Source organism: Tenacibaculum sp., from assembly GCF_048269885.1.
In the GTDB taxonomy this organism is placed as follows: domain Bacteria; phylum Bacteroidota; class Bacteroidia; order Flavobacteriales; family Flavobacteriaceae; genus Polaribacter.
The window spans coordinates 1-24,708 of sequence record NZ_JBLWTZ010000031.1 but is presented as its reverse complement, the minus strand read 5'-3'; the positions used below and the strand labels follow the sequence as shown (position 1 = coordinate 24,708).

The 24,708-nt window shown below is 31.2% G+C and carries 23 protein-coding genes and 1 other RNA gene; 11 read left to right on the top strand and 13 right to left on the bottom strand.

Annotated features, from left to right (window positions below; all coding sequences use genetic code 11):
- From ACN0WY_RS16220 to ACN0WY_RS16210, 3 genes are all read right to left on the bottom strand, one after another.
- Positions 1-434: DUF4136 domain-containing protein (locus ACN0WY_RS16220; protein ID WP_417801032.1), on the bottom strand; the 434-nt coding region annotated here is incomplete at its 3' end.
- A 100-nt stretch (positions 435-534) separates the two neighbouring features.
- The gene (locus ACN0WY_RS16215) at positions 535-2,019 is read right to left on the bottom strand and encodes a S8 family peptidase (RefSeq protein ID WP_330487338.1); all 1,485 of its coding nucleotides are present in this window, start codon (positions 2,017-2,019) and stop codon (positions 535-537) included.
- 171 nt (positions 2,020-2,190) lie between these two features.
- Entirely contained in the window at positions 2,191-3,189 is a 999-nt protein-coding gene (locus ACN0WY_RS16210) for a M28 family peptidase (RefSeq protein WP_417801031.1), read from the bottom strand.
- A gap of 67 nt (positions 3,190-3,256) precedes the next feature.
- Here ACN0WY_RS16210 and kdsA point away from each other — a divergent pair, with 67 nt between their 5' ends.
- The 4 genes from kdsA to ACN0WY_RS16190 all read left to right on the top strand — a co-directional run bounded on the left by kdsA (position 3,257) and on the right by ACN0WY_RS16190 (position 7,139).
- Positions 3,257-4,075 (top strand): 3-deoxy-8-phosphooctulonate synthase, encoded by an 819-nt coding sequence (gene kdsA, locus ACN0WY_RS16205; protein ID WP_417801030.1) that lies wholly within the window; start codon positions 3,257-3,259, stop codon positions 4,073-4,075.
- Positions 4,076-4,114: 39 nt separating this feature from the next.
- Positions 4,115-5,065, top strand: coding sequence for a transglutaminase domain-containing protein (locus ACN0WY_RS16200; protein WP_417801029.1), 951 nt, complete (start codon positions 4,115-4,117; stop codon positions 5,063-5,065).
- A 90-nt stretch (positions 5,066-5,155) separates the two neighbouring features.
- Positions 5,156-6,052 carry a hypothetical protein gene (locus ACN0WY_RS16195; RefSeq protein WP_417801028.1) on the top strand — a complete coding sequence of 299 codons (897 nt, stop codon included), beginning with the start codon at positions 5,156-5,158 and terminating at the stop codon, positions 6,050-6,052.
- A gap of 145 nt (positions 6,053-6,197) precedes the next feature.
- Positions 6,198-7,139: a transglutaminase domain-containing protein gene (locus ACN0WY_RS16190; RefSeq protein WP_330487343.1), complete on the top strand. Its 942-nt coding sequence runs from the start codon at positions 6,198-6,200 to the stop codon at positions 7,137-7,139.
- Between the two features lie 11 nt (positions 7,140-7,150).
- On the opposite strand, the gene ACN0WY_RS16185 is transcribed toward ACN0WY_RS16190, so the two are convergent.
- The gene (locus ACN0WY_RS16185) at positions 7,151-7,519 is read right to left on the bottom strand and encodes a DUF1801 domain-containing protein (RefSeq protein WP_330487344.1); all 369 of its coding nucleotides are present in this window, start codon (positions 7,517-7,519) and stop codon (positions 7,151-7,153) included.
- A gap of 78 nt (positions 7,520-7,597) precedes the next feature.
- Between ACN0WY_RS16185 and ACN0WY_RS16180 the strand changes: the two genes are divergently transcribed.
- Genes ACN0WY_RS16180 through ACN0WY_RS16165 form a run of 4 tightly spaced genes read left to right on the top strand, consistent with a single transcriptional unit; the run spans position 7,598 to position 10,419 of the window.
- Entirely contained in the window at positions 7,598-8,206 is a 609-nt protein-coding gene (locus ACN0WY_RS16180) for a hypothetical protein (protein ID WP_417801027.1), read from the top strand.
- 32 nt (positions 8,207-8,238) lie between these two features.
- Positions 8,239-8,535, top strand: a complete 297-nt coding sequence (locus ACN0WY_RS16175; protein ID WP_330487346.1) for a winged helix-turn-helix domain-containing protein — start codon at positions 8,239-8,241, stop codon at positions 8,533-8,535.
- Positions 8,536-8,592: 57 nt separating this feature from the next.
- Complete coding sequence (creD, locus tag ACN0WY_RS16170) at positions 8,593-9,978, top strand: cell envelope integrity protein CreD (RefSeq protein WP_417801026.1); 1,386 nt, start codon at positions 8,593-8,595, stop codon at positions 9,976-9,978.
- Positions 9,979-10,038: 60 nt separating this feature from the next.
- Positions 10,039-10,419, top strand: a complete 381-nt coding sequence (locus tag ACN0WY_RS16165; RefSeq protein ID WP_417801025.1) for a DUF2809 domain-containing protein — start codon at positions 10,039-10,041, stop codon at positions 10,417-10,419.
- On the opposite strand, the gene ACN0WY_RS16160 is transcribed toward ACN0WY_RS16165, so the two are convergent.
- A complete protein-coding gene (locus ACN0WY_RS16160) occupies positions 10,399-10,614 on the bottom strand; it encodes a DUF3820 family protein (protein WP_330487349.1) in 216 nt (71 codons plus the stop codon). The genes ACN0WY_RS16165 and ACN0WY_RS16160 overlap by 21 nt on opposite strands.
- A gap of 40 nt (positions 10,615-10,654) precedes the next feature.
- Entirely contained in the window at positions 10,655-11,863 is a 1,209-nt protein-coding gene (locus tag ACN0WY_RS16155; RefSeq protein ID WP_417801024.1) for an NAD(P)-dependent oxidoreductase, read from the bottom strand.
- A gap of 229 nt (positions 11,864-12,092) precedes the next feature.
- Here ACN0WY_RS16155 and ssrA point away from each other — a divergent pair.
- Positions 12,093-12,488: a transfer-messenger RNA gene (gene ssrA, locus ACN0WY_RS16150) on the top strand.
- A 92-nt stretch (positions 12,489-12,580) separates the two neighbouring features.
- Here the strand turns inward: ssrA and ACN0WY_RS16145 are convergent.
- The 6 genes from ACN0WY_RS16145 to prfA all read right to left on the bottom strand — a co-directional run bounded on the left by ACN0WY_RS16145 (position 12,581) and on the right by prfA (position 21,057).
- On the bottom strand, positions 12,581-13,597 hold the full coding sequence (locus ACN0WY_RS16145) for an RES domain-containing protein (RefSeq protein ID WP_417801023.1): 1,017 nt from the start codon (positions 13,595-13,597) through the stop codon (positions 12,581-12,583).
- Between the two features lies 1 nt (position 13,598).
- Positions 13,599-14,546: a sce7725 family protein gene (locus tag ACN0WY_RS16140; protein ID WP_417801022.1), complete on the bottom strand. Its 948-nt coding sequence runs from the start codon at positions 14,544-14,546 to the stop codon at positions 13,599-13,601.
- A 1-nt stretch (position 14,547) separates the two neighbouring features.
- The gene (locus tag ACN0WY_RS16135; RefSeq protein WP_417801021.1) at positions 14,548-15,432 is read right to left on the bottom strand and encodes a sce7726 family protein; all 885 of its coding nucleotides are present in this window, start codon (positions 15,430-15,432) and stop codon (positions 14,548-14,550) included.
- Between the two features lie 546 nt (positions 15,433-15,978).
- The gene (locus tag ACN0WY_RS16130; RefSeq protein WP_417801020.1) at positions 15,979-19,260 is read right to left on the bottom strand and encodes a P-loop NTPase fold protein; all 3,282 of its coding nucleotides are present in this window, start codon (positions 19,258-19,260) and stop codon (positions 15,979-15,981) included.
- 216 nt (positions 19,261-19,476) lie between these two features.
- Positions 19,477-19,665, bottom strand: a complete 189-nt coding sequence (rpsU, locus tag ACN0WY_RS16125) for a 30S ribosomal protein S21 (RefSeq protein WP_330487364.1) — start codon at positions 19,663-19,665, stop codon at positions 19,477-19,479.
- Between the two features lie 315 nt (positions 19,666-19,980).
- Positions 19,981-21,057, bottom strand: a complete 1,077-nt coding sequence (gene prfA / locus ACN0WY_RS16120) for a peptide chain release factor 1 (protein WP_330487365.1) — start codon at positions 21,055-21,057, stop codon at positions 19,981-19,983.
- A gap of 78 nt (positions 21,058-21,135) precedes the next feature.
- Between prfA and ACN0WY_RS16115 the strand changes: the two genes are divergently transcribed.
- A complete protein-coding gene (locus ACN0WY_RS16115) occupies positions 21,136-21,570 on the top strand; it encodes a hypothetical protein (RefSeq protein ID WP_417801019.1) in 435 nt (144 codons plus the stop codon).
- 104 nt (positions 21,571-21,674) lie between these two features.
- Positions 21,675-22,763 carry a hypothetical protein gene (locus ACN0WY_RS16110; RefSeq protein WP_417801018.1) on the top strand — a complete coding sequence of 363 codons (1,089 nt, stop codon included), beginning with the start codon at positions 21,675-21,677 and terminating at the stop codon, positions 22,761-22,763.
- 64 nt (positions 22,764-22,827) lie between these two features.
- Here ACN0WY_RS16110 and ACN0WY_RS16105 read toward each other — a convergent pair.
- On the bottom strand, positions 22,828-24,708 hold a 1,881-nt coding region (locus tag ACN0WY_RS16105; RefSeq protein WP_417801017.1), incomplete at its 5' end, for an adenosylcobalamin-dependent ribonucleoside-diphosphate reductase.

Genomic DNA, 24,708 nt, shown 5'->3' with positions numbered 1-24,708 from the left:
CTTATTTCACTAGTAGTAATTCCTTGCCATATTAACTGGTTGTCTTTACTTTCAACAAAATCAATGGTTAATTGCTGGTTAATTTTTTTACTCTCAATAGGGATACCTCCTGAAATTCCAAAACCAACATTTCTTCCTCCACTTCCTAAACCAACACCTATCGTATTTCTGTTAAGAGATTCTCGTTCTTCTGATAAAATATTGATATACATATCAGGGTTTTCAGTTAATTGCATCCCTTTGGCTTCCAAAGCTGTCGTTATTTCATAAGTAACTCTTTTTACATCTAACTCATTTAAACCTTTACCAGCATCTTCAAAAAAATTGAACGTTTTGTATTGGTTAAAATCTGTTTGACTATCGTAGTCATATACTACTTTAGAAGAGGCACAACCAATAATAACTAACAGAAAAAAATATTTGTAATACTTCATATATAAATTCTTTACAATGTGTTTCATCAAAAACTATACCTTATAAAAATACAAAAAGCCTCGTTTACACGAGACTTTTTTAAGGTTAGTTAGTTGATTTTTATTGAACTGCTTTTAACGCATCAATATTTCCATACCCAAACTCTGAATGTTTGTTCGGATAAAAATCAGCGGATTCTTTCATTTTTTGCAATACTTGCTCTCTTGACCAACTTGGGTGCTTTGCCCATACCAATGCGGCAATACCTGCTGTGGTAGCAGTTGCTACAGATGAACCTCCTACATAATTTGCTTGACCATCATAATAACTCAATACAGGAATTTTATTATCCGTTCCGTTAGTACGTTGCATTTGTACCGTAAAATCAATTTGTGATCCGGTATGACATACATCACACTTGCTATACTGTCCCTCTTTAACACCTGTTACCGCAACAGTTTCAGACATACTTGCTGGAAAAATTACTCCGTACCAAGTAGTAAATGAAGTAGACGTTCCTCCTGCAGCTAAAATCATCTTTCCTTTGCTATGTGCGTACTTTACTGCATCCGATACATTCCCAATACTAAACGGAGAACCTAATGACATAGAAATAACTTTTACATCACTTCTATTTGCCAATGCTGTTAATGCTTCAACAACACCTCTTTTTTCATGGTAATCATCAATTACTACATTTTCAACAGCTCTATACGTTACTAAGTTTGCATTATAAGCAACACCTACAGGTAAATTGTCATTATTTCTTGGAGCTGTAGCTACTGCTGCCATTTTGGTTCCATGACCACACTTGTCATTTACTCCGTCATAATTATTAGACCATGCCCACCAAGAATCTACAAAGGTTCCATACTTCTGAACTGTTCTTCCTGATGAATATCCATCATTAAAGTATTGATTCATCCATTTTTGCTCCGGTGACAATCCAGAATCAACCACCGCTACAGTTACACCTGACCCTGTACTATAATTCCATGCTTGAGAAATATTGTGCGCATCAAAAGACCATGGTAATCTAGCCCCTGGTGATACTGTACGGTAATCACTCGTACTTAAACTTGCTGTACCATAGCCACATCCTGAAGAACCTGATGAATCTGATTTAGCTTGAGCAGTTGACTCTAAAAAACGATATCCTCCTGGTTCTATATAACGAACTCTGCTGTCTTTTAATAAGACATTTATTGTTTCCTTGTTGGTAACTTTAATGTCTAATACATTAATATTTTCGTTTACATATAGTTCCGTTTCTCCTTTTGCTGAAGTAGGCTCAAAGCTTCTTACTAAGGCTAGCAACTCGTTTTTAATATTGGAACTTTCTTCACTCTTCGCATAGTTATTTTTTGAAGTACCGTAGCCTATAGTCAAGATATTTTCTCCATGATTCACTGCACTCCATATTGTATGAGCATCTTGTGACATCCATGTAAAATCTCCAGTTTCTTCTAAAGATGTCTTAATTTTTGAATTGATTTCTTTTTTGGTAAGTAAATCTTGATCTTGTTTTATGTCTAATGTTTCCTCATTATTAGAACAAGAGATCATAGTTAAAACAACCGTTAGGCTTAAAAGTGTTTTTTTCATTTCCGAAGGGGTTTAAATTAAAACTTTTCGAATATAGTAAAATTTTAATACAATTTTAACATTTTAACCAATTTACCCCGTATAGAATTAACGTTTTATTAAAAACACAGTACCTAGTTCCAATAAAAAAGGAGCTCAAGGCTCCTTCTTTACATTAAGTTTTCAATATAATTACTCCATTTTTACTCTAGTAGGTGTATCTTTTCCTTCAATAATGCTTTGAGTTCCTCTAGCAACTGCTTTTACAGTTTCTGTTAACACAGTCATATTTAGGGTTTCAGCTTCATCTGTTACTTTATGATAATCTGCATCGACATCAATTGGAGTGGTTGAAAAGGTATGAGACGGTACCCCTAAACGCGCTAAAGAAGCATTATCTGATCGTAAGAACAATTGAAATTTAGGGTATGGATCTGGAAATAGCTTGTATCCTGATCCTTCCAAGTTCTTTTGAATTATTTTCCCAAAATCCGATTTATCAAAACCAGTTAACCATGCAGTTTTTGGTCCTGTTTTAGGTTGTTTCCCAATTAATTCTAAATTAATTCCCGCTACAAACTTATTCGCATCAATTCCTTTTCCAAAATACTCAGAACCTACCAATCCCATTTCTTCAGCAGTAAAACATACAAACAAAATACTACGCTCATTGTTTCCCTTTTTAGCATAATATTCAGCTAATGATAATACACCAGTAACACCAGAAGCATCATCGTTCGCTCCATTAAAAATTCTATCTCCTTCCCCGTCTTTCTTTACTCCTAAATGATCGTGATGAGCTGATACAATAACAAATTCATCTTTTTTAGACCTCCCTTCTAACAAGCCTATAATATTGCTCATTTTGATTCCTTTATACTCAAAATTTTGACGATATGTAGTTAATGTGTCAAAAGTTTTTAAGCCAATTCTTTTGTATTCATTTTCTATATATTGAGTTGCTTTTTCCATTCCCTCAGTGCCTGGTTTTCTACCCTCCATTTCATCTGAAGCAAGTGTGTATAGGTGTTTTCTTACTAAAACAGAATCAATTAACTCTTCTTTATTTTGTTTTTTCTGAGTTACCTCTACAGTATTCATAGCAACTTCGTTACTAGTATTTTTAGTTTGCTTACACGACAGTAAAACTGATACACTTACAAGTGCTAATGGATATAAAACTTTTTTCATTCTTTATTTATTTAAAAGCCTAAATATAGCCAATTTAATTTCTTAATTTTGTTGAAAATTTTTAAGGATGGCTTTAACTGATATTCCAAACATAAAACATACTGATTCTAACAATTTTTTCTTGCTTGCTGGTCCTTGTGCTATCGAAGGAGAAGATATGGCGATGCGAATTGCTGAAAAAATAATTACCATTACTGATACATTAGAAATTCCTTATGTATTTAAAGGAAGTTTTAAAAAAGCGAATCGTAGTAGAATAGATAGTTTTACAGGTATTGGTGATGAAAAAGCTTTAAAAATTTTACGCAAGGTTTCTGAAACTTTTAATGTTCCTACCGTAACCGACATTCATGAGGTTTCTGATGCTGAAAAAGCAGCCCAATATGTAGATGTATTACAAATTCCTGCTTTCTTAGTTCGTCAAACCGATTTAGTAGTTGCTGCTGCAAAAACTGGTAAAGTTGTGAATTTGAAAAAAGGACAATTTATGAGTCCTGAAGCTATGCAACATGCGGTAAAAAAAGTTCATGATGCTGGAAACCCAAAAGCATGGATAACAGATAGAGGTACTATGTTTGGGTACCAAGATATGATTGTTGATTTCCGCGGAATTCCTACGATGCGTGAATACGCTCCTACGGTATTAGATGTTACCCATTCTTTACAACAACCCAACCAATCAAGTGGTGTTACTGGTGGGCGTCCTGACATGATTGAAACTATTGCTCGCGCTGGTGTGGTTAATAATGTTGATGGATTATTTATCGAAACTCATTTTGATCCTGCTAATGCTAAAAGTGATGGTGCAAACATGTTACATCTTGATTATTTAGAAGGTTTACTAACTAATTTAGTAACCATTAGAAAAACTATTAATAATTTATAGGCACAGTTTTTGTTTCATACAATTGTTTTTAGCTCATATATGAAACGACTTCTTTTTTTATTCTTTCTAGTTACTACTATTGTAAGTGCGCAAGACTTTTCTTTAATTGAAGAAAAAGTAAATAGTTATCCTAAATTTAATGAAGTAGAACGTCTAGCTCAGCAGATAGCAAGCGATTTTAAAACTGAAGAACAACAGGTACAAGCTGCCTTTTATTGGCTTGCTCATAACATACAGTATGATTTAGATGCATACTATCGTCCTAAAAACAAACGAATTTCTTTTAGATACAGGAATGAGCAAGAAAAGTTTGAAAAGCTACAGGCTATAAAAGATGATATTGTGACTAAAACTTTAGTTACCCGTAAAGCAATATGTGAAGGCTATGCACAAACTTTCGCTAAAATATGTTCTATACTTGAAATTGAAAACGAAGTTATAAAGGGGTATATCAGAAATTCATCAAATGATATAGCCAAGCCTAAAACCAACTCTAATCATGCTTGGAATGCTGTTAAACTAAATGATCACTGGATTTATATTGATGCCACTTGGGCAGCTGGATTTGTGATAAATAACAAATGGCAACCCTTTTTTAATACTTATTACTACAACATTCCTAAAGAAAAATACTTTAGAACACACTTTCCTGAAAAAACACTCTGGCAATTAAGAGTTGGAAGAATAAATAAAACGGACTTTTACAATCAACCTATTTATACTGCTCCTTTTTTACAATCAAAATTAGAGCTAGTTGCTCCTTTAAAAGGAATATTAGACAAAAATGCTACTATTGAACTAAAAATTAAAAATATACACCCTAATCAATCAGTTTTTTTAGGGTATAGTGGATATCGATATGCTGTAAAACCTGATAATATATCTACTAAAAATAATAGTACTACCATTACGACAACCCCGCTTGAAAATAGCAAACAGTTATTTTTAATCATCGATAAAGAGGTTATGCTTGAGTTTTTGATTGAATAGTAATATTTTCTTCTTTTGAGTTATTAAAGTAGATTTCTCTGTAATGATTTAAAAGAAACTCGACAAAGGGAGAAAATAAACTAACATTACATGAAAAAATTTGACGCCCTCCTATCCACATTTCTTTTATTAGGAATCTCAGTAACCTCTTATGGTCAAGGCCTATATGATGGTTTTACTCCAAAGAAAAACACTTTATCTATTACGACTTCATTTGCGAGAAGTGAATATGAAAAATTTTACTTAGGTAAAACGAAACAAAACGCAGTTCCTGTTCATGAAAAAATTAACCAGAACATTTATTCTCTTTATGCCAAATATGGTATTACTGATCGGTTTTCAGCTATTGTAAGCATTCCTTTTATCGATGCAACAAACACTAGTAATCAAGCAGATCCAGTAAACGGATTAACTTCTATCTCTGAGTTACAAGACATTTCACTTGCCTTAAAGTTTAATGCGCATAAATTTCAGTTTAAAAAAGGAGACTTAAATATCATAACTGGTATTACTGCCGTTATCCCTACAGGATATGAACCAAACGGAATATTATCTATCGGTAATGGAGGTTTTGGTTTTGATATAAAAGCTGGTTTACACCTCAACACAAACGCTGGTTTTTTCTCTACCATTTTTGCGGGTTATAACTTAAGAGGAAATGCTGATAATAATTTAACCCCTGGTGGTGACTTTGGTGTCCCTAATGCCTTTACCACTACTGGTAAAATTGGTTATGCCAGTAGCTTTATTTATGTAGAAGCTTGGGCAGATTATTATAACTCAGAAGAAGGAGTAGACATTGGAACTCCTTCATTTAAAGGAAACTTCCCTGAAACTGATGTAGATTATAAAAGTGTTGGTGTAACTGTTTATAAAAATATTATTCCTAAACTAGGAATTGGTGTTGGTTACGGTAAAGTAATAGATGGTAGAAATATTGGTGAGTCTTCTACTTACTCTGTAAGCCTAACATATAATGTGCTATAATCAAATACAACTATTTACTAATAATAAAAAAGAGCTTTTAAAAGCTCTTTTTTGTTTATCTAATTGTTACTCTTTAAGAAATATAAGTTGTTCTTTCTTTTTGCTAGTTTTTTTTATCTTTATAAGATACTAAATAAGACGCGCTATGAAAAAAATATTGATCCTTTTTATTCTTTTTAATAACATATCCTTTTCTCAAATATCTAAAAACAACAATTTAACTCCTTATCATCAGGTAAAGTCCACCAAACAATTAGCGCAACTAATTAATCATAATTTTAACTCAGATATGGAGAAAGCAAAGTTTCTTTTCTCTTGGTTAACTTCGAATATTCGATTTTACTCGAGTTCAAATAACTCTACCCTTAAAGAACCCAAACTTATTGTGTACTATAATGATGATGATCTTAAAAGAAGAAGGAAGATTATTAATGATAAAATTGCAGAAAAAACAATTTTATCGAAAGAAGGGGTGTGTTTAGGAATCTCCATAACGTTTAAAAAAGTTTGTGATTTACTTAATATTGAAAACGAGTTAATCAAGGGATATACTAAAACTTCGCCCGACGACATTGGTAACAAACCAAAGTTTAAAAATCATGCCTGGAATGCTGTTAAAATAAACAACGAATGGATTTTAGTTGATGCAACTTATGGAATTAAATTTGATTCAGAACTCCTTAAACAAGTTCCTAATTTCAATTACTTTAACATTTCAAAAGAAAAAATTAGACTAACACATTATCCAAGTACTAAAAAATGGTTGGATTATATAAATCAAGCTCCATTAAATTCCTTTAGCCATTTACCTATGGTTTGGGAACCTTTTTTGGAAAGTAATGCTAAAATAGTATCTCCGATTAATGGCAAATTAAATAGCAATAAAAATATTTTCATCACTTTAAAAAACCTAGCTTCTAACACTAATATTACCTATAAGTACAAACAAGATATACATGCTAAAAATCCATCTGTAACCAATAATGGGGCTTATACAAACATTGCTATTGATAAAATTAAACCAGGAGTTTTAACATTGTACTTTAATAATAAATCTGCTTTGTCATACCTCATAGCTTCAAAATAGCCTCGGAGGTATTATTTCTTCCAAAAACCTTTATGGTTGTGTTTTGCTACTTCTTCTATGACTTCAAATAGTATTTTTTCATTGATTTCTTCTACTGAAGTATAACGTAGTGATTTTACCACCGCTCTCCCTTCTGAAACTAAAAAAGTATCAAAATCCTGTAAAATACCTTTTGCCCAAAACCCAACATCAACAAAACCCTTTTTATGAGAGGCATTGATATAACACAATTGCTTCCCATTGATATAATATACTGGAATTTTCCATTTGTATTTTAATTCTAAATTTTGAAAATTCCCTTCTATCAGTACTTGTAAATGCAGTAAAATAGACTTGAATGGCTCGGGTTGTTTGAGTATGTATTCTTCAGCTGGTTTCATTCTTTCAAAAATACATTAAATTTTTATTTGTTTGTTTCACAAAATTAAACTTACTTTGCTTTTCAAAGTTCTTTAAAAATGAGTTCAGAAGATTATTTAAAAGACATATCAGAAATTAAAAACCTAATGAATAAATCATCAAGATTTATATCATTAAGCGGCTTGTCTGGTATTTTAGCAGGAATATATGCCTTAATTGGAGCTGCTTATGCGTATTGGTTAGTCAATAATAATTCAAATGGTTATTTGATGCTTGATGGAAAAATTTTCCAAATGGTCATCTTTGATTTATTGCTAGTTGGTTTTTTGAGCATTACTACCGCTATCTTTTTAACCACGAGAAAAGCTAAAAAGAACGGTGAAAAAATTTGGGATGCTACCACAAGAAGGTTGCTATTAAATTTCCTTATTCCTCTGATTTCTGGGGCCATCTATATCATTATTATTTTAGGACATCAAAAATATGGGCAAACTGGTGCTTTAATGTTACTTTTTTATGGCTTAGCATTAATCAACGCTTCTAAATATACTGTAGGTGATATTAAGTATTTAGGGTATACTGAAGTTGTTTTAGGACTTATTGCTGCAATGTTACCCGGTTATGGTTTTTGGTTTTGGGTTCTAGGATTTGGAGTTATGCATATTGTTTACGGTACTGTCATGTATTTTAAACACGATAGAAAATAAGCACTATTTTCGAACTTTAAAATTTATCTTTTTTGAAAAACATTATTCTAAATATAAACAAAGCTTTTGATCATAGAATCAGACTGGGAATTATGTCTGTTCTTATGGTTAATGAATATGCTGAGTTTACTACCCTAAAAGAATTATTAGGTGCTACAGATGGTAATTTGGCAAGCCATACTAAAGCCTTAGAAAAAGTTGAATTTATTAGAATAGAAAAGCAATTTATTGGAAGAAAACCCAACACTCGATATTATGCTACAGAGCTTGGTAAACTGGAGTTCAAAAAACATATTGATGCCTTAGAAAAACTGATTAAAAATAAATAACACTAATTTTTTTATAATTAAACTTTGAATTTCAAAGTTCTTTTAAACAACAAAACTATGGAAATATCTAACAAACAAAACGGAAGATTCGGCAAGTGGGTAAAAACATCAATTACAGCTAGGATGCTAATGATTGGTTTTTTAATTCTCATCCTTTTAATTCCTTTATCTTTTATTAAAAGTTTAATTGTTGAGCGAATGAATCGACAACAAGAAGTGGTACAAGAAATCAATCAGAAATGGGGAAAAGAGGTCTTGTTATACGGTCCTATTTTAAAAGTTCCGTACAAAACTTATAAAGAGAAATTTGTTCGAAATCAAAAGACAAAAGAAACTCAAACCGAGATTGAAGAAAAAATTAAATATGCTTACTTTTTTCCGAAGAAACTAAATATCAAATCTTCTATAAATCCTGAAGAAAAAAAGCGTGGTATTTATAAAACAGCGGTGTACAATAGCAACATAGACATTGATGGAAGTTTTACGAAACCTGATTTTAGTGAAAAAGAAATCAATGAGGAAGATATCCTTTGGAACAAAGCACGCTTAATTATCAAAACTTCTAATTTAAAAGGGGTGAATAATTTGGTGGAAATAAAACTACATAAAAATACCTACGCTTTTACTTCTAAATATGAAGATGATACTAGTAATGAAAAAGCCTACTACAACTATTTAAACCTTCATAAATTAGAAAGTAAATTTTTAAATGAAGAAGACCTTCCTAAAAAATCAGACACGAACTTTAACCTATCACTAAGCATCAATGGTAGCAAACAAATTCGTTTTATTCCTATCGGAAAAGAAACAACTGTTCATATAAATTCTGACTGGAAAACCGCTAATTTTATTGGAGAATACCTTCCTTTTAACTCCGACAAAATCTCTGATAATGGTTTTGATGCCAGATGGAAAATATTAGATATTAACAGACCTTTTTCTCAGCAATCTTTTACTGGAATTCCTAACTTAAAAAAATATGCTTTTGGTGTAAACTTCATGATTCCTGTAGACGAATATCAAAAAAGTGAACGATCTGCTAAATATGGCTTTCTGGTTATTGGACTTACTTTCTTAATTTTCTTTCTAATTCAAACCATGAGTAAAATATCCATTCATCCCTTTCAATATTTAATGATTGGTGTTGCCTTAACCATGTTTTATACGTTACTTATTTCTATTTCAGAACATAGTAGCTTTTTAAAAGCCTATGTAATAGCATCAATAGCTGTGGTATTGCTAATTTCTTTGTATTCGAAATCCATTTTAAAGGGTGTTAAATTTTCCTTATTTATTGGAGCTTCTCTTAGCACATTATATGCCTTTATTTTTGTAATTATTCAGCTTGAAAACTATGCGCTATTAGTAGGTAGCCTAGGGTTATTTATAATTCTTGCTTCAGTGATGTATGCTTCAAGAAAAATAGATTGGCAAAACGATTAATTAATACTACTTAATAAGCAAACTATCATACAGTATGATAGTTTGCTTAAAAATATGAATATGAGATTCAATCGAAAACACTTCCTTACCTTTATCTTTCTTCTTTTGCTAGAAATTATAATAGCTCAATCTTCAGGTTTTATAAGACATACTTTTGGTGACTTCTTAGTCGTTATCTTACTCTTTTATTTAGTAAAAGCGCTCTTTAACCTCTCTAATAAAACCGTGGCCGTTTCTGTGTTAATTTTTGCTTATATCGTAGAATTTTTACAGTTAACTCCTCTTTTAGAATTTCTCGGTTTAGAAAATAACCGATTGGCAGTAATCGTATTTGGTGCTACTTTTAGTATTGGTGATTTAGTAGCTTATACCTTAGGAATTGTCACTGTTTTACTTTTAGAAAAATTTTTAACTCGCAAATTATCTTCTAATCTTTCGTAAAATGTCTTCTAGTCCGTTTAACTTCAATTCGTAAACTAGCTCTAGCATTGTGCCTAGTTTTCCTTGTGGAAATCCTTTATTCTTATACCAAACAATATAATACTCAGGAATGTCAATTAAATATGTTCCTTTGTATTTACCAAAAGGCATTTTCATGTTTGCTGTATCGATTAAAAACTGTTTGTCTGGTATCATCTTAAATAAAAAATCCCGCCGAAGCGGGAGTTAATGAATGTTATTCTTTTCCGTCTACGTACTCCTGCAAATATGCATAACGTTCGGTTAATTGACCAGTATTTGTTGTCATTTTTGCACGAGCTAAAATTCCGTCTTTATCATCGTTATAAAATGCAGGAATTACATGCGCTAAAAACATTTCTCCAAAACCTTCACTTGCATCTTTTGGTAACTCACACGGTAAATTGTCAACCGCCATTACGGTAATGGCTTTTTCATCTTTAAAGTCTATTTCTGATTCTGTTTCTGGGTTATAACCATAAATAGGATCTGCAATTGTTGATGCACGAAGTGTTGTAGCTACTGGTCCATCAATATCACATGAAATATCTGCTACATACTTTATTCTGAACTCAGGGTGTTTTGCATTTTCACGTGTAAATAAATACGGAGCACCATCTCCGTAAAAATGACCCGCTATAAAGAAATCGGTTTGTTTCGCATAGGCCATAAAATTACTTTCATATCCAGTTGGGTCTTTATAAAACTCAAACTTATCTCCTACTTTACCATCTTTACGTTTGGCGTACTCCATTACATCCGCTATACAATATACTGGCTCAGTAAACTCACTTGTTAAATACAAAGCATCACTTACTTGTTTAATTTGTAAATGATCTAAAATTTCTTGGGCTCCTTTTGCTACTTTTCCAGTTCCAGTCAATAAAATTTTAATGTTCGGTAAGGTAATTTTGTCCAATGCTGCTTTTACAGCATCTAAATCTGCTAAGGTTTCTACTTTCGGTAAAGTAAACAATCCTTCTCGTATACCTAAGGCTCTAAATCCGTTATATGCCCCTACCAAACCTGCATAACGACCAAAACCAATTAAACGTGCTCCGTTTTCTTGTATAATGGTTTCATGGTCAAACATTTCAATATTTTTCTCTAGCATGGCTTTTAACAACTTGCGGTTATACGGCTGCTTTTTAATGGTATGACTAAAGAAAAAGTATTTTTTATTCGGTAGTAAATTGTCTACAGGAACTTCTTTTACCCCTAGTAACACATCACAATCAGAAATATCATTGGTTACCTCAAAACCTGCTTTTTTATAAGCTTCATCAGAAAAAACTCGGATATCAGAACTCTCCACTACTATTTCTGCTTGAGGAAACTGTTGTTTAAACTCTTGCAATTTTTCTGGAGAAAACACGACTCTTCTATCAGGTGGATTTTTACGTTCTTTTATAATTCCGAATTTCATAATTGATCTTGTATTAAAATTAAACAATTTTACATATAATGTTATAGTTTATAACAATTGCAGCGAAAATACTCGTTTTAAAATGATTGTACAAGTAGTATTTTTTTATATTTGCATCCTCTTGTTTTGGCAAAACTGTTTTACAGTCCTGCCAAACGAAATTGCATAGAATTACAAAGATTATCTGGTATATTTTTTGCAGAGATATTTATAGCATCTTTGACATATTGGGGACGACTGGTTTTGACAGCAAGATTAGTGAAAATGTAAGCATACCGAGGAGTGAAATGACAACTCGTTAAACTTATTTCAACCATTTAAACGGCGAAGATAACTACGCTTTAGCTGCTTAATCTGAATTAATAGTAAGATAGAGCCTCGGCGCACTAGGTGCGCAAGCTGAATGTCCACGAAAAGCCTTGGTTTACGGCGTTTCATTTTTGGGCATCGTAAAAGTAAACATAGAAAACTTAGGGCTTCGATAGGTTTTCGAAACTAAAGAAGATAAGTTAAGATTGGGCAGTTTTTGGTCAGGTCTTAATCGAAAATGAAACAAAAACTAAGTATGTAGAAAGCCTTTGAGCTGCTTGTTTGGACCCGAGTTCGATTCTCGGCGTCTCCACAAATAAACCCTGTAAGCATTGTGTTTACAGGGTTTGTTGTTTTTGGGTGTCGTTTTAGGTGTTTTTTTAAACCTTATCAAGTACAACTTACGATTTACAATTCTTTGTATTCTATATCTATTTTAGATACTTCTAAAACTCTTGTTGACTTACATTCTAACTTAGTTTCATCAAAAAAAACTAGATTAATTCCTCCTTTATGTAATGAGCTTCCGTATTCCACCCCATCATACCCTAAATGCTTTATATATTCACATAAATATTGTGTTGGCAAATAATCTAACTCATTATCTTGTCTTCTTAGAGGTTTAGCTAGCTCACTTTCTAATAAATCTATAAACTCCTTATTCTTTATATATTTTTCAATAGAAAAATCTTCAATAAAAGGACTAACTTGGAATGAGTCTCTTAAAGTTATAACTTTAATATTATCCATCAACTTAAATTCTCCAATAGAAACATAATCTAAAAATGTTACGCGTGCCTCGTATAATGTAGTATCAATTGATTGAGCCACATACAAATAAGGTATTCCTTGCGGGTTAGCCCTTCCTGATTTTGATAATTTATGAGGAGGTTTCCCCATTTTTTCAGGAGGATACCCACTCTCATCATTAGAAATTCTAGAACGATAAAACATCTTTCCTTTTGAATATTCTCGAACTGGGAATGTCTCTGCTATTGACTCTAAATCAGCTGGATTTTTAATAAAAAACCTATTTTCTTTTTTTATTTCATTTTTAAAAGAATTCCAGCTATTTATAAGTTCAATCGTTTCTGAAGGAATTGAAAGTCTAATTTTCGAGTTTAAAAACCTAGAATAGTCTTCTTCAAGCCCATCCAATATAGCTTCTAGTAACTTCTTTGTTATTTTTGGATCATCAATTTTAAATATCCCCCAATCACTCTGTAAAGTTGAAACTATATCTTGACCATTTTCATCAACAACATAAATATTCAATAGTGAAATAAACTGCTCTTGCAATTCTTGTGTATTAATTGTCTCAGTCTCTTGTTTTCCACAAAAATCACATGTACTTACTATATTTGAATTAGAGTAAACAAATCCTTTTAACTCCTTATCTAAAAAACAATCTGTACAACAGTTCATATTAAGAAAAGTAGTTATTGACTAACTCAAGATGATTTAATATTGATAATTTTTTTACAGTTCCTAAACCTGGATACTTACCTTCTTCATTTAAATCACGAAATTCATTACTTGCAAGAGTATGAAGTTCTATCTCATTAATAAATGGAATTAACTTGTCTAGAGCTTCTCCAAATTTACCAGCGACATCAGAAGTATCATCATTAGAATCTGAAACAAAATGATGAACTCTAAATACATCATCACTACTAGAGTATGTTAAATGAATTGCTACAGCGTAGGGCGAGTAACCTTTATCTGTGTACTCTTGTCCAATAGTCAAAAAATCTGAATAACCAATATATCCTTCTTCTGAAAAGTATAAATGTTCTTCGCTAAAAAACTCATCTGTATCAATCGCATAATCCTTATTACGTGAAAGCTTATTATAAGGATCGGATAAAGTGACTAAACTATCACATAACCTTTTTACAACTCTGATTATTGTTCTTCTTTCTCTAACATGAGATCCTAAGACTATGTGCTTTATATTAAAAGTATTAATAAAATTTTCTAAATCACCCATCCCTTCATCATTAACCGAGGCCAAAATAATTACAATTGGATTCTTAGACAAACCATTATTATTCAGTTTTTCAGCAATATAACTTAGATTTGTTTTACTATGTACAATTATACCTAACTGAAAATTATCATAAGCTAAAGGAGGTAACAGGTTTAAACATACATAATCAATATCATTTTTGATATCACCATGATGTGGATTTACAATAATTGTAAAATTTGCATTAGCCCCTTGTAAAACTTTAATAGTCTTATCATAAGTAGCTGTTTTCTTTTTCACTGGTTCAATAATTGGGCTTATATAATTATAACCACCATTTATTCCAGATATTTCTCGTAAAGCAATTAATTCAAACTGCTTTCCTCTTAAAAAAGGAAAGTACATATTATAAGTTTTTATTTAAAAATAGATGAATTTTTTCTAGCTCCTTTTTTTTAAAGTTTAAACATATCGATATATGCTTTAAAAAAACCGGAATTTCCTGGGAAGATACTATTTTTTTTTCTTTTATAGTCCTCTTCTTAAGATAATTAAACATTAGATCATGAAAATCCTTTTCTTCTATCTTTTTTGCTAACTCTAAACATTCCTTAAATAATTTTGTATTTGGAACGTTTGGTAGATACCCATAATATTTTTTTATTAAACGAGTATATTCATCTTTTCTCAAGCATTTAAACATATATGTAACATCTAAAAAACTTGAGTCTTCAATTGGTTTTATTTTTTCTTTTAAAGTACTTCTATTTGAAAAAACTATAAGTCCTATATTATCTAATCTATGTTCAAGTAAAAATGCCTCATATTTACGAGCAACTGTATAATGAGTAACTATAACAATTTTTAAAAATGACTTTCTATATTCATTTATTTGAGATAATAATCTTTCTGGAGAATCATATTCTGTTTTAATCTCATAAACAATAGACGTTCCATTTAACATTACTAAATCAGCTATAGATCTCCCAACTCTGAACTCATTTAAAACGGTTGCTGTATTGAGACTATATCTCCCTAGTAGGATTTTATTTACAATTTCATTTTTGTAAATAAATTCGCTTCTATAATTTTTTAACATCGACTCGTATAAATGCTCAAAAAAATCTTTATAGGTACTCAACTCAACCGTACTATTATACGACAAGTATTTTAAAGCCCTTTTCTTTACCACTTCTTCTTCTCCTTTAACTATTTTATTAAAAATAGTATTACTTAAAACTGGTGATATAGTTTTAAGAAATGAAGAGTAGGAAGTTTGAGAAATGGTCATTTTTTCTATGTTCTTTTGGGGCTAGTGAGGCTACAAAACTACTGTATTTTTTTCATAAAAAAGAAACACTAATTTGATAATTCATTTTCCTCTTTTATGCGCTTAAAAAGCATATTCAACTATATTACTACATAATAAACACAACATAATACCCCTCTATAAATTTAATAAAAAAAGCTATCAACTTATCTATTTTTTTTAATTACTTCTTAAAAACTAACTATCTTGAAACTTATTTTTTGTTAGTTGAGAGTTAGTTTTGTTTCGTACGATACAATTAGTTTTTCTGTTATAACTGAAAATGAAAAAAATCTATGCTTTGACTTTGTCAAAGCATTCCAAATTATTTTTGCTGGCTCTAGCCAAAAAAATAATCCCTTTTTTCAATGAAAAAAGCGAACGCAGCTTTCGAAGAAAGTGTAGTGAGTACTACACTTCATTTTGATATACTTTGAAGCATAGCTAAAGAAACCTCTCTACAAAACATTATTAGACATGAAAATTATCTACTATTAATGAGCTTATAAATAATCAAAAAATATTATTTTAAGCTTTTAATTCATCCAAATTAAATCGCTTTAACAAAAGTTTCATTTTTTCATTATCCGAAAAATCAGTACTATCTTTCTTCTCTATCAATCTTTCAAACAACATACCTGTGTATGATTCAGAACTTTCAAATAAAAGCATAAGATCTTTAGAGTATCTTAAAAAGATATCAAATGTTTTGTCAGACAACATTAAAGGTATAATTATTTTCTTCATCGACTCATTTACATCATTGTCTAAACTTCCGTAAGAAAAAACACCATTAAATAAGGATCTCAATTTAAAGTCATTAACTTCAAACTCATACAATAACTCCTTAACATTCATAAAAATTCTTCTAAGATTAGATTTATTTGCTAAAAAATGAATCCGGTTTTCAACTATACCTTCTATGCTATAAGAATGACTCCTTCCTTTCGCTATAGAATATAAATACTCCTCGTAACCTTCATAAAAACTATCAGAAAGACTTTTGTCTAACCATTTATTTTCTATTAATTTTTCAAATACAATATAATCACTATTTCTTGACATTAGCATTTTAAACACCTTTTCTTTCGTCATATTATCTATATACCTTACAGACTTTCTTGCTACAGTTCTTACTAAAGAATTTCCTAAATCTAAATAATTACAAAAATCCATTGGAACCGAATCCAACTCTAAATCTCCAGTATAATTTAAAGCCCCTACTTTATCTAAAAAAACCCTAAAATGCACTTCGTTATTATTGAAAACTCTCTCCTTAATCTGTTTAAAATTCTTTAACACCCAATTAAAATCAATACTTCCCTCCCTTTCATTTTTATTAGTTACAAGTTCAAATACATTCATTAAAAATTTATTACTTGCCAACTTAGAGTCTTCTAACAACTGCTCTAAAAAATCTCCATAATCTAAATAATATTCAATATTATCTGCTACTTCTGATTCTGAAAAATTATGAAACTCTCCAAAAAACCAACGCTTAGTTATTCTAAGCTCCTTATTCATAATAACATTAGACAATGCAATACAAAAAAGGTCGATATATTCTTTAGCTCCACTATCCTTAGGGCTATTCATCATACTATAAAACTCATTTCTTTCAACCTTTATAAATCCAACTGAAGGAAATAGTTTTCTTAAAACACCTACCCCTTCTCTTGCACTTACAAAATCTGTATAATATTTTTTTATATCTCTTAATAATCTATTCTTTATTTCCTCAAAAGAATAATCTTTACTCAACATCTTTAATTCAGTCATGTAGTGATTAATCTCTTTATAATTTAAAATTCCTCCCTCTTCTATTTCTTTTATGTCTAATGTAGGTACATGAAGAAAATACGAATCAATTTCTTCTTCCTCTACAAAAACTCTATACTTATGATAATCTTCTCCTTTTTTAGTAACAAAGCTTAATAAGACTTCAGGACTAACCATGTGTTTCTTGCCTTCAATGAAATTAAATATATTTACATCAATTCCTTGACCCTCTACAAACCTTTCCAGTTCCATTATTGAGTCTCTGTAAATAATTTGTTTTTTTTCTTCATTATTTACATTATAAGATAGGTCATTTACTAATTTTTTAATTATATTGAAGTTATTAGAACCTTTAACCAACAACACCTTATGTATCTCCCTAAACTCTTCAAAAGCGATTGGGACATCCAATATTTCCTTAGATAATTCACTCCATAAATCTTTCATCAAATGAGGTGGCATAACCTTTTCTATCTCATTAAATAACTCTAAAACACCTCTATGTTTTTGGTTTATTGGAATCTTATTATACCTCGCTATAAAATAAGATACAAAAGCTCCGTGCTTAGAAAGTAACTCTATATCTTTATATTTACCTTCTCTTATAACTTCATCTAACTTTCTACTCAACAAAACCTCGTCTGCTAAGTCCTTTTTAACTCCATAAAACAACATAGAAATAATAGTTTCTAAGTCTACATCATCATATAATAACTTAGCTTTTTCTAAGTATGTCCTACTAATTATGTTTTCTATTGGGTTCTCTTCAATTTTATCCTTTACCTTGTAAAACAACGCCAGGTGTTCTATCTTAATTTCATTTTTTAGTACTTCTTCCTCCCAGACTTTATATAAAGTTACTACTTCATTAATATAATTTATAATCGACCTGGGACGTACTACTTTTTCATTAGAACATAAATCAAAAATCTTTATTATTCTTTCAATTTCGTCTTTATTTATCAACTCTTCTCCAAAAGCAGTTAAAAGCTTTTCCTTCATAAAGCTTTCCCATGCGATTACTAATGGCGGAGTTATCTTGAAATTTATTGAAAATGTCTTTTCAATAAACCCTTCATTATCTTCAAAGCACTTTGATAACTTTTTTTTATCATAAGGTATGATAACCCATGAAGTGAAAGACGAGGTATCATCAGCAAAAAAAGTATGGATAGACGACCAAAGAGCTTTTATCTTATCGTCTTCTATTCTATCTATATTGTCAAATACTATTAGAATTTTCTTCCCTTTATCATTAAGACTAGACTCGATCTCTGAGTAATACTTTCTAAAACTAACAACCGAAGGTTCATCTTCCCATATCCTTTCTATATTTTCCTCTTCAATACTTTTTCCTTGAAAAACCTGAATCATATTATTTAAAGTCTCCCTTTCAGTTTCATTGATTCCTTTCTCTATCACTTCTTCTCTTCTTCTTGAAAAGCTATAAAGTGCTTTTATAAAAGAGATAACTAAAAGTATAGAAGGTATTAGATAAATAACAGTCAATGCCCTCCAGGGGCTTGCCATTTCAAAATCTTTTAAAAAATCAACCTCTAGAAGGATATTGTTATAAAAACTAGAAAGGACAGTAAATAACAAAAATGACAACCCTAAAAACAACCAGTAACCTTTTATTGAGCTTTTTTTATTAATAGAAACTTCAGAGACTTTGGAAAGTAAGCTTTTTTTTATATTCCTCCATTTACTCTCTTCTAACAAAAGTTTATCATAAACAAGTGTCGATATTAATTGCTCTAAAAAAGACCTTCTCGTTAAGTCTTCTTGATTTCCCCAAGCATCAAAAATAAAAGTAACATAATCATCCCCTAATTCTTTTTCTACCAGCTTAACTACATTAGATTTTCCTGCCCCCCAATCTCCTTCCAGTCCTATAACCTTTTTTTCTAGCTTATTATTGATTATTATTTCTTTTATCACTTTTGACACTCTTTCATGAGCCCCCCCTTCAAAAGCGTCTTGTCCTATAGCTTTCCCTGGTAAAAAAACAGGGTAGTTATTTTCTTTCATCAATTTTTAATATTTCAATTGTCTCAAATATAATAATATCATTATTTATGTAAATCTTTTATTAAACTAAAACCTATAATAATAATAAATCTTATTTTTTCTGTTAGTAATCAGCATAACCAACTTTTTAAAAAGTAAATGTCATAAGTATTAATTTTATAAAACAAAAAAGCGCAACCAAATGGTTGCGCTTTTTTGTTTTATATAGCTATACTACTATTCTTCTTTAAATAACTGCTCTTTATAAGCTGCTTTTTGCACTTGGGCTCTTCTAGTAACTGATGGCTTTACATATTGCTTACGCTCTCTCAACTCTTGCAAAACTTTTACATCTCTAAATTTACGCTTGTAACGTTTTAAGGCTCTATCGATATTTTCACCTTCTTTTACAACTATTCTTAACATATAATATGATTTTAATTATTAGACATTTTACATCATACAAATATCTCCACAGTACGATATATAACTGTAGTCTGTGATTTTATACGATATTATTTTAGATTAAAAATTCTATTGAAAATGCTTTATAAAGCAACTGAAGACTAAGAAACTGAAGTATGACAGAAAAATAGTATAAAGACTCGTAGATTTTCTCCCGAAATAGGAATAGAACATTAATACTGCCCAAAGGTAGGGTTTCTTTGTCGGCTCTACAAGAATTGTGGAGTCTAATTCTTTTTGATAAAAAAAGCGCTACTCTTTGGTAACGCTTTTTTGTTAAATTGTTTCTCCTAATTCTTTTAACTTAGAAGTATTTTCTGCGAGCATTAACTCGTCTATAATTTTTTGAATATCTCCATTTACAATATTCGACAAATCGTATAAGGTTAGTCCGATTCTGTGATCTGTTACCCTTCCTTGCGGATAGTTATAGGTTCTAATTTTTGCAGAACGGTCTCCTGAAGTTACCATCGAACCACGTTTTGCAGCATCGGCTTCCTGCTTCTTCGCCAACTCCATATCATATAAACGAGAACGCAATACCTTAAACGCTTTCTCTTTGTTTTTATGCTGCGATTTTTGATCTTGACATTGTGCCACTAACCCTGTAGGAATATGCGTTAAACGCACCGCTGAATAGGTAGTGTTTACCGACTGACCTCCTGGTCCTGATGAACAGAAGAAATCGATACGTACATCTTTTGGGTTGATTTCTACATCAAACTCTTCTGCTTCTGGAAATACCATACAAGTCGCTGCCGATGTATGTACACGTCCTTGAGTTTCTGTTTGAGGTACACGTTGTACACGGTGTACACCTGCTTCAAACTTTAACGTTCCATACACATCTTCTCCAGTAACCTCAAACTGAATTTCTTTAAATCCACCGTTGGTACCTTCAGAAAAATCTACTGTAGAAACTTTCCACCCTTTACTTTCACAGTACTTGGTGTACATTCTAAACAAATCACCCGCAAAAATACTCGCTTCATCTCCACCAGTACCCGCACGTAATTCTACTACCGCATTTTTTGAATCTTCGGGATCCTTCGGAATTAGTAAAAACTTAATCTCTTCTTCCAATTGTGGAATTCGAGTTTTCGCTTCGTCCATTTCCATTTTAGCCATTTCAACCATTTCAGCATCCGATCCGTCAGCAATGATTTCCTTGGCTTCTTCTATATTATTTAATAAAGTTTCATACTCGTCTGCCTTTTTAACAACCTTTCCTAAATCTTTATATTCCTTATTTAATTGTACATAACGTTTCTGATCAGAAATAACATCTGGTTGAATGATTAAATCTGACACCTCATCATAACGTTGTTTAACTATCTGTAATTTATCTAGCATAGTATCTTTTCTTGGGGTGCGAATTTACGATTTTTTATCGAATTTTATTCATATCTTTAATTCATAAAGATGGTTGTTATGCGAATTTTAATCTTATTTTTTTCTTGTATCCTACTTTTTTCTTGTCAAAACACAAAAGATATCAAAAAACCAACTTGGTTGTTTGGAAAATGGAAACGTGCAAATAACCAACCCGATAAGCTTACGTATGAGTTTTGGTATGATGATTTTTCTGGAATGGGTTTTACTTTGCAAAAACAAGACACCATTTTTAAAGAGATTTTACACATCGTTTCTAAGAATGATGCTCTTTTTTTACAAGTTACGGGTGTGAATGAAACTCCTACCTCTTTTGCTATTACTCAACAAACTGACACTTCTTTTACTGCGGAAAACAAACTAAACGAGTTTCCTAAAGTGATACAATACTGGAAAGATAAAAATCAACTAAAAGCTACAGTGGCTAATGATGAATTTTCAATTGATTTTGTATTTGATAAGCTTGAAGAATAAAAGAAAAATTATGCTTTTATAACTTTTGACACTTCTTTTACTTTTTTTTGACATTTTTGTTTACACTCTGAAATAACTTTATCTGAAATTTAAAAATCAATCAGATGAAAAAAATTATTATCTCTCTAATTTGTTTCGCTTGCTTTTCTATAACTAATCAAGCTCAAGTAGGCAAAGAAAAAGAAGAGTTATCTATTTTTGAAAATCCTAATAATTGGAAACAAGAAATTATAAAATTCCCCATTGATTGGGCTCCAAAATTAAAACTCACTGGTTTTGAAGAACTCCTTTTTACGCCTAAGTGGTCAGACCCTCAGAGTGATGAATTTTGGTCTTTACTTATTGGATGGAAAGTAAATACTAATGCTCCTTTAACTTTAAAAGAAATAGAATACAACCTTTACAGCTATTTTGACGGGTTAATGAAACCCAATCATTGGGCTAAAAAATTTCCTGAGCCTAAAGTAATTTTAAAAAATCATAAAAATAGTTTTAACGGAATTATGACTTTTTTTGATGGATTTCATACAGGAAAAGTGATAACGGTTAACATTCAAGGTGACCAACATTTTTTTAAAGACCATAAAAAATCTATTGTTTCCTTTCGTTTATCTCCCCAAAATTATAACAGCGAAGTTTGGAACAGTCTTAATAACATTAAGCCCAAAAAAGAAAAAAATAAAGGTTTAATTAAGCTTGATAGCGCTTGGGGAAAAGAAATATTTCCTTTTCCAATTGGTTTTGCTCAAAACATTAATTATGATGGAATGGCTGAAGTTAGATTTCCTCCAAAAGGATGGAGAGATCCTAAACATCAAAACTTTTGGTCATATACCTATGTTTGGAGTATTAATCATACTGAAGAAATCACCGCAAAAGAATTAGCCAATAATTTAGAAAAGTATTTTGATGGGCTAAACAGCGTAGATGATAAAAATAAACACAAAAAAGCTACAGCTACAATTTTAAAAATTAATAAAAAAGAATCGACTTCTTTCTTTAAAGGAAAGGTAAAAACATTTGATCGGTTTGCTACTAATAAAAAAATTACATTGAGTGTTTTAATTGAAAGCACTTACTGTAAAGAAAAGCAAAAAACAGTAATTCTATTCAAGTTTTCTCCAAAAGACTTCACACATCAAACATGGGAAATGCTAAAAAGAATTGAGTTAGTAAACAACTTTTGTGATTAATAGCAATAAAAAAGCTCATGACTTTAACAGCTCATGAGCTTTTAATATTTATTTTTCTAAAAAACTATCCGCATTTAGAAGTTCCGCAATCATTACAAGTCAAGCACCCTTCTTGATACACCAAATTATCTGATTTACAATTTTCACACGTTTGCCCCTTTACTTTTGTACCGTCTTCAACATAACGCTTTAAGGCTCTTACTACACCGTTTTTCCAAGTATTAATCGATTCACTGTCTAACTGTAAACTCTGAATTAGTTTTACTATTTTATCAATTGGCATTCCGTGACGTAAGGTTCCTGAAAACAGCTTCGCATAATTCCAAAATTCTGGATTAAACTTATGTGATAATCCTTCTATTGTAGTTTTATACCCACGTTTATTTTTATACTGAAAATCATAACGCGAACTTCCATCTTCATTCCTGTTTTTTATAATAAAACCTTTTTCTACCCAACGTGGTAATAAAATTCCGTCTTCATCGTCGGCTAAACCCGTAAAAATTTCATAGGGTTTGTCATCCACTAATCCAATAAAAGCAATCCATTTTTCTTTTTGGTTTTGAAAACGAACTACATCTGCTTCTAACACTTGTGGGCGCTTGATTGGAAATGATGTCAACTTATTATTCTCCTCTTTTTTCTCATCATTTGCTATCAACACCCCCGATCTTGATCCATCTCTATACACCGTAACTCCTTTGCAACCTACCTCCCAAGCTTTTAAATACAACTCTCCTACCAATTCTTCGCTAACATCGTTCGGTAAATTAATAGTTACACTAATAGAATGATCTACCCACTTTTGTACAGCTCCTTGCATCGTTACTTTACTTAACCAATCTACATCGTTAGAGGTTGCTTTGTAATATGGCGATTGCTTTACCAACTTATCTAACTCTTTTTGTGAAAAATTCTTAGAAACGTCAATCCCATTTACTTCCATCCATTGTTTAAATCGGTGATGAAACACCACGTATTCTTCCCAAGAGTCTCCTACCTCATCTACAAAATCTACACGTACTCCTTTATCATTAGGATTCACTTTTTTCCTACGTTTATATACAGGCATAAATACTGGCTCAATTCCAGAAGATGTTTGTGTCATTAAACTCGTAGTACCTGTTGGGGCAATGGTTAGTAACGCTATATTTCTGCGTCCATACTCTAGCATTTCATAATACAACTTGCTATCAGCTTCTTTTAAACGTAAAATAAACGGATTGTTTTTTTCTCTTGCTGCATCAAAGATTGAAAATGCCCCTCTTTCTTTAGCTAAGTTTACTGACGCTCTATAGGTTTCTATTCCTAATGTTCTATGGACTTTTACCGAAAACTCATTTCCTTCTTTGCTTCCATATCGAATTCCTAATGCTGCCAACATATCACCTTCAGCCGTAATTCCTATTCCTGTTCTTCTTCCTTCATAAGCTTTTTTCCTAATATTTAACCAAAGTGTTTTCTCGGTAGCTTTTATCTCATCTAATTCAGGGTCAGCATCAATTTTCTCTAAAATTTTATCTATTTTTTCTAATTCTAAATCAATAAGATCATCCATCATTCGCTGAGCAATGACAATATGCTTTTTAAACAGTTTAAAATTAAAAATTGCCTTTTTGGTAAACGGGTTTTCTACATATGAAAACAAGTTAATTGCTAAAAGACGACACGAATCATAAGGACATAATGGAATTTCTCCACAAGGATTGGTTGATACCGTTTTATAACCTACATCGGCATAACAATCAGGTACCGATTCATTAATTATGGTATCCCAAAACAAGATTCCTGGTTCGGCAGATTGCCATGCATTATGTACTATTTTTTCCCATAGTTCTTTCGCTTCAATCGTTTTTGAATACTTCGGATTTTTACTAAAAACAGGGTATTTCTGCGTATACGTATCTCCTTTTTTTACTGCGTTCATAAAAGCATCGTCTATTCT

Coding starts and splice junctions, on each gene's coding strand:
- ACN0WY_RS16215 (WP_330487338.1), bottom strand. CDS start 2,019: ATGAAAAAAACACTTTTAAGCCTAACGGTTGTTTTAACTATGATCTCT.
- ACN0WY_RS16210 (WP_417801031.1), bottom strand. CDS start 3,189: ATGAAAAAAGTTTTATATCCATTAGCACTTGTAAGTGTATCAGTTTTA.
- kdsA (WP_417801030.1), top strand. CDS start 3,257: ATGGCTTTAACTGATATTCCAAACATAAAACATACTGATTCTAACAAT.
- ACN0WY_RS16200 (WP_417801029.1), top strand. CDS start 4,115: ATGAAACGACTTCTTTTTTTATTCTTTCTAGTTACTACTATTGTAAGT.
- ACN0WY_RS16195 (WP_417801028.1), top strand. CDS start 5,156: ATGAAAAAATTTGACGCCCTCCTATCCACATTTCTTTTATTAGGAATC.
- ACN0WY_RS16190 (WP_330487343.1), top strand. CDS start 6,198: ATGAAAAAAATATTGATCCTTTTTATTCTTTTTAATAACATATCCTTT.
- ACN0WY_RS16185 (WP_330487344.1), bottom strand. CDS start 7,519: ATGAAACCAGCTGAAGAATACATACTCAAACAACCCGAGCCATTCAAG.
- ACN0WY_RS16180 (WP_417801027.1), top strand. CDS start 7,598: ATGAGTTCAGAAGATTATTTAAAAGACATATCAGAAATTAAAAACCTA.
- creD (WP_417801026.1), top strand. CDS start 8,593: ATGGAAATATCTAACAAACAAAACGGAAGATTCGGCAAGTGGGTAAAA.
- ACN0WY_RS16165 (WP_417801025.1), top strand. CDS start 10,039: ATGAGATTCAATCGAAAACACTTCCTTACCTTTATCTTTCTTCTTTTG.
- ACN0WY_RS16160 (WP_330487349.1), bottom strand. CDS start 10,614: ATGATACCAGACAAACAGTTTTTAATCGATACAGCAAACATGAAAATG.
- ACN0WY_RS16155 (WP_417801024.1), bottom strand. CDS start 11,863: ATGAAATTCGGAATTATAAAAGAACGTAAAAATCCACCTGATAGAAGA.
- ACN0WY_RS16145 (WP_417801023.1), bottom strand. CDS start 13,597: ATGAACTGTTGTACAGATTGTTTTTTAGATAAGGAGTTAAAAGGATTT.
- ACN0WY_RS16140 (WP_417801022.1), bottom strand. CDS start 14,546: ATGTACTTTCCTTTTTTAAGAGGAAAGCAGTTTGAATTAATTGCTTTA.
- ACN0WY_RS16135 (WP_417801021.1), bottom strand. CDS start 15,432: ATGACCATTTCTCAAACTTCCTACTCTTCATTTCTTAAAACTATATCA.
- ACN0WY_RS16130 (WP_417801020.1), bottom strand. CDS start 19,260: ATGAAAGAAAATAACTACCCTGTTTTTTTACCAGGGAAAGCTATAGGA.
- rpsU (WP_330487364.1), bottom strand. CDS start 19,665: ATGTTAAGAATAGTTGTAAAAGAAGGTGAAAATATCGATAGAGCCTTA.
- prfA (WP_330487365.1), bottom strand. CDS start 21,057: ATGCTAGATAAATTACAGATAGTTAAACAACGTTATGATGAGGTGTCA.
- ACN0WY_RS16115 (WP_417801019.1), top strand. CDS start 21,136: ATGCGAATTTTAATCTTATTTTTTTCTTGTATCCTACTTTTTTCTTGT.
- ACN0WY_RS16110 (WP_417801018.1), top strand. CDS start 21,675: ATGAAAAAAATTATTATCTCTCTAATTTGTTTCGCTTGCTTTTCTATA.